The organism is Streptomyces niveiscabiei (assembly GCF_001419795.1).
GTDB classification, from domain to species: domain Bacteria; phylum Actinomycetota; class Actinomycetes; order Streptomycetales; family Streptomycetaceae; genus Streptomyces; species Streptomyces niveiscabiei.
The window spans coordinates 1-3,539 of the sequence record NZ_LIRL01000295.1 but is presented as its reverse complement, the minus strand read 5'-3'; the positions used below and the strand labels follow the sequence as shown (position 1 = coordinate 3,539).

Below are 3,539 nucleotides of genomic sequence, written 5' to 3'. Positions count from 1 at the left end.
CCGCCGGGGATGCGCCCGGGCGGTGAGGTCGGTCAGGCGGTGGCCCAGTGCTCGGGCCGCCGCGCGTTCGGCGGGGGTGGGGCGGCCCTGGGTGTTGTCGGCGGCCAGCCCGTACGCCGTTCCGCCGGCTGCCTGGGTGACCGGGTCGGCCGGGTCGGAGCCGGCGACCCAGCAGCCCCAGTGGCACAGGGTGTGGTGCAGGGACGTGAGGGTCGCCTCCCGGCCGCCGTGGCGCTGGGTGGAGGCCGTGAGGCAGGTCGCGACGCGGTCGGCGAGCAGGCCCTGGCCCCACAGGGGAGACGTGGACTCCAGGAACCGTTTGAAGGGGGAGGACACCATGCCGTAGTACGTCGGGGCGGCGAGGACCAGGCCCTCCGCCCGCAGCACGTCCTCCGGTTCGGCGATCTCCTCCGGCCACTGGCCGTGGTCCTCGGTCTCCTCCGGCACGCGCAGCAGCCGTACCTCGGCCCCCGCATCCCGCGCGCCCTGCGCGGCCAGCTCCGCCAGGGTCCGTACGGTCCCGCGCCGGCTGTGGTAGATCACGGCGATCCTCGGGCTCACGGCGTCTCCGCGAGGCGGAAGCCCATGGCGTAGATGTCGCGCTCGTACCAGCCGTGCCGGCGCCGGGTGCGGGCGAGGTCGCCGAAGCGGGTGAAGCTGCCGCCGCGGGCGATGCGGTAGGCGCCCCGGGTGACGGCGAGGTCGTCGTCGACGGCGCTGCCGCCCGGGTAGGGCCCGTACTCGTCGGCGGTGTACTCCTCGACGTTGCCCGCCATGTCGTACACCCCGAACGGCGAACGCCCCCCGGGGTAGATGCCGATCGGCGTCGTGGTCAGCGGCCCCGACTCGACGGTGTTCGCGGCGTCGGGCCGGAACTCCTCGCCCCACGGGAACTCCCGGCCCTCGGGGCCAGCGGCGGCGTACTCCCACTCCGCCTCGGTCGGCAGCCGGAAGGCGCGCCCGGTGCGGGCGGAGAGCCACGCGGCGTACGCGTCGGCCGACTCGGGCGACACCGTCCACACGGGGTGGTTGCCCAGCCCGTCGGGGTGGACGCCGAACCGCCACGACGTCGGCAGCCAGGTGGTGCCGGTGTCCTCCAGGAACCGCCGGTACTCGGCGTTGGTGACCGGGTGCAGCGCGATCCGGAACGCCGGCAGGTCGACCTCGTACGCGGGGCACTCCTTGACGATCCACTCCTCGATCACCCCGGCGTGCCGCCACCGCGCGGTGACCCGCCCGGCGTCGCCCCGGTCCAGGCCCAGCCGGACCCGGGCGGCGGGCACGTCCGCCATCGGCGGGTCGTCGGGGCGGATGCGAGGGTCGCCGATCAGCCCGAGGACGGTCCCCGCCGCGTACCGGCGCGCGAACGACTGCCCGGGGTCCTCCGCGACGGCGACGAGCGTCTCGGCGGGAACGCCGAACAGGTCGCGGTGCTCGCGCAGCGGCCAGCCGGCGCTGCGTGCGACGTGGACGTCGGGCAGGCCCATCGCCGCCCGGTCGGAGAGGGTGTTGGGGTTGGCCAGCACCTGCGTGTCGGTCATCGGTTCCTCCCCTGGAGAGCGCATGAGGTCAGCGCGGAGACGGGTACGGCATCGGCCAGCAGGCGGTAGCCGGCGTCGTTGAGATGGATGTGGTCACCGGAGTCGAGATCCGCGCGCACCCGCTCGGGGGCGGCCGGATCGCGCACGGCGGCGTCGAAGTCGGCCACCGCGTCGAACTCGGGCGCGGTCCGCAGCCCGGCGTTGACGGCGCCGCGCCGCGCCTCGGCGTCGGCGGTCCACAACGGTGAGTCCTTGAACGGCGTGAGGGTCCCCACGACGACGGTCACGCCCTGCGCGCGCAGCCGCCCGGCGAGGGTGCGCAGTCCGGTGAGCACGTCCTCGGCGCTCGCGAACGGGGCGAGCTGGAGGTCGTTGATGCCCTCGTACAGCACGGCGGCGCACACCCCGGACTGGTCCAGGACGTCCCGGTCGAGCCGCCCGAGCGCGCTGGTCCCGCGCTGCGGGCGCTCCGTCTCGGTGCCGTCGCGCAGGACGCGGTTGCCGCCGATGCCCTTGTTGAGGACGCCGATGCCCTGGGGTGCGACGCGGCGGGCGAAGGCGTCCGTCCAGCGGCCGTTGCCGTTCAGGGTCGAGCCGGACCCGTCGGTCTGCGAGTCGCCGAGCGCGACGACCGTGCCGCGCGCACCCGGGCCGCGCACGTCGACGCCGGTCAGGAAGAACCAGGAGGTCTCCGCGCGGGTGAACGCCGACGCCGCCGAAGCGCCCGTGTGGTCGCCGGGTTCGGAGACGTGCGCGGTCTGCTGGGCGAGCCAGTGCCAGGTCGCCGGGCCGGTCGGCTCGGGCAGGTACACGCTCACCAGCAGATCGGCGCCCGCCGGGACGGCGTACGGCAGCGGGTCGCTGACCGTCTGCGCCCCGGCCGCCACGCGGGTGCCCGGGGCGCCGCCGAAGGTCACCGCGCGCAGGCTGCCGGGCACGGCCTCGGAGCCGCCGGACGCGGTGGCGAGCCCCACCGTGACCCGGCCCAGGACCAGCGGGTTCGTGCCGTACGCGTTGGACAGCCGCAGGCGCACCTCGCTGCCGCCGACCGAGGTGTGGGCGGTCATCCGCACGGTGCGGTCGGCGAACCCGGTGCGGGAGATGCCGTCCGGCGCGGCGGGCGCGGGCGCGGTGCCCCAGGTGCCGGTCCAGCCGTCCGCGTGCGGGGTGGCGGCGGCCGGGGTGGCGGTGGCCAGCAGGAGGGCGGTCAGCAGGGTCCCGGCGGTGCGGACGTGGCTCACCGGTCCTCGAAGGGCGTGCGGTATATGCCGACCAGGTAGTGCAGGTTCGCCGTGCCCCGGGGCACCGACAGGACCTCGACGGGGGTGAAGCCGTGCGCGAGGACCAGGCCGGTCAGCTCCTCCTCGGTGAACTCGCGGTACAGGCGCCGCGCGTCGTTGGCGAACAGCCGGCCCGGGCCGTCGGCCGACTCGAACACGGAGACCGTGAACAGGCCGCCGGGCACCAGGAGTTCACGCACCCGGTCCAGGTAGCGGCTGTAGCCGTCGGGGTGCTGGTGGTGCAGGCAGCCGTTGTCGAGGACGGCGTCGTACACGGCCGTTCCCGCGAGGTCGTCCAGCGAGCAGGCGTCGAAGCGGGCACGGCCCTCGGTGCGGGCGCTGAGCTGGGTCCACTCGGGGGACTCGACGAGGTCGATGCCGGTGACGCGGCAGCCCGCGTCGGCGAGGATCGCGGCGTCCCGGCCGTGCCCGGTGCCCACGTCGAGGACGTGCGGGCCTTCGGTGCGGTCGCCGAGCGCGGCCAGCAGCAGGCGGGGGGCCTCCCGCATGGCCCGTTCGGCCGTCCACACGTCACGGCCGCGCGCGTAGTGGTCCTGGAAGTCGGTGCGCAGCACGTCCGCGTACGCCGACTCGTCGAGGGATGGGGCGGACGCGGGGGTCAGGGTGTAGCGGGCGGCGATCTGGTGGCTGGGCATGGGTGATGACGTCCTGTCGTGAAAGATCGTGAAAAGGTGCGAGGGGAGGCACGGGTGGGGGC

4 protein-coding genes are annotated in these 3,539 nt (G+C 75.3%); all 4 read right to left on the bottom strand.

All coding sequences use genetic code 11. The features are described 5' to 3' along the window. On the bottom strand, positions 1 to 561 hold a 561-nt coding region (locus AOK24_RS52285), incomplete at its 3' end, for a flavodoxin family protein (RefSeq protein WP_055720623.1). Next, on the bottom strand, positions 558 to 1,541 hold the full coding sequence (locus AOK24_RS15310; protein ID WP_055720622.1) for a formylglycine-generating enzyme family protein: 984 nt from the start codon (positions 1,539 to 1,541) through the stop codon (positions 558 to 560). The genes AOK24_RS15310 and AOK24_RS52285, both read right to left, overlap by 4 nt. After that, positions 1,538 to 2,782: an SGNH/GDSL hydrolase family protein gene (locus AOK24_RS15305; protein ID WP_055720621.1), complete on the bottom strand. Its 1,245-nt coding sequence runs from the start codon at positions 2,780 to 2,782 to the stop codon at positions 1,538 to 1,540. The genes AOK24_RS15310 and AOK24_RS15305 overlap by 4 nt, the downstream gene beginning before the upstream one ends. After that, positions 2,779 to 3,477, bottom strand: a complete 699-nt coding sequence (locus tag AOK24_RS15300) for an SAM-dependent methyltransferase (protein ID WP_055720620.1) — start codon at positions 3,475 to 3,477, stop codon at positions 2,779 to 2,781. Before AOK24_RS15300 ends, AOK24_RS15305 begins: the two co-directional genes overlap by 4 nt. Positions 3,478 to 3,539 lie beyond the last annotated feature (62 nt).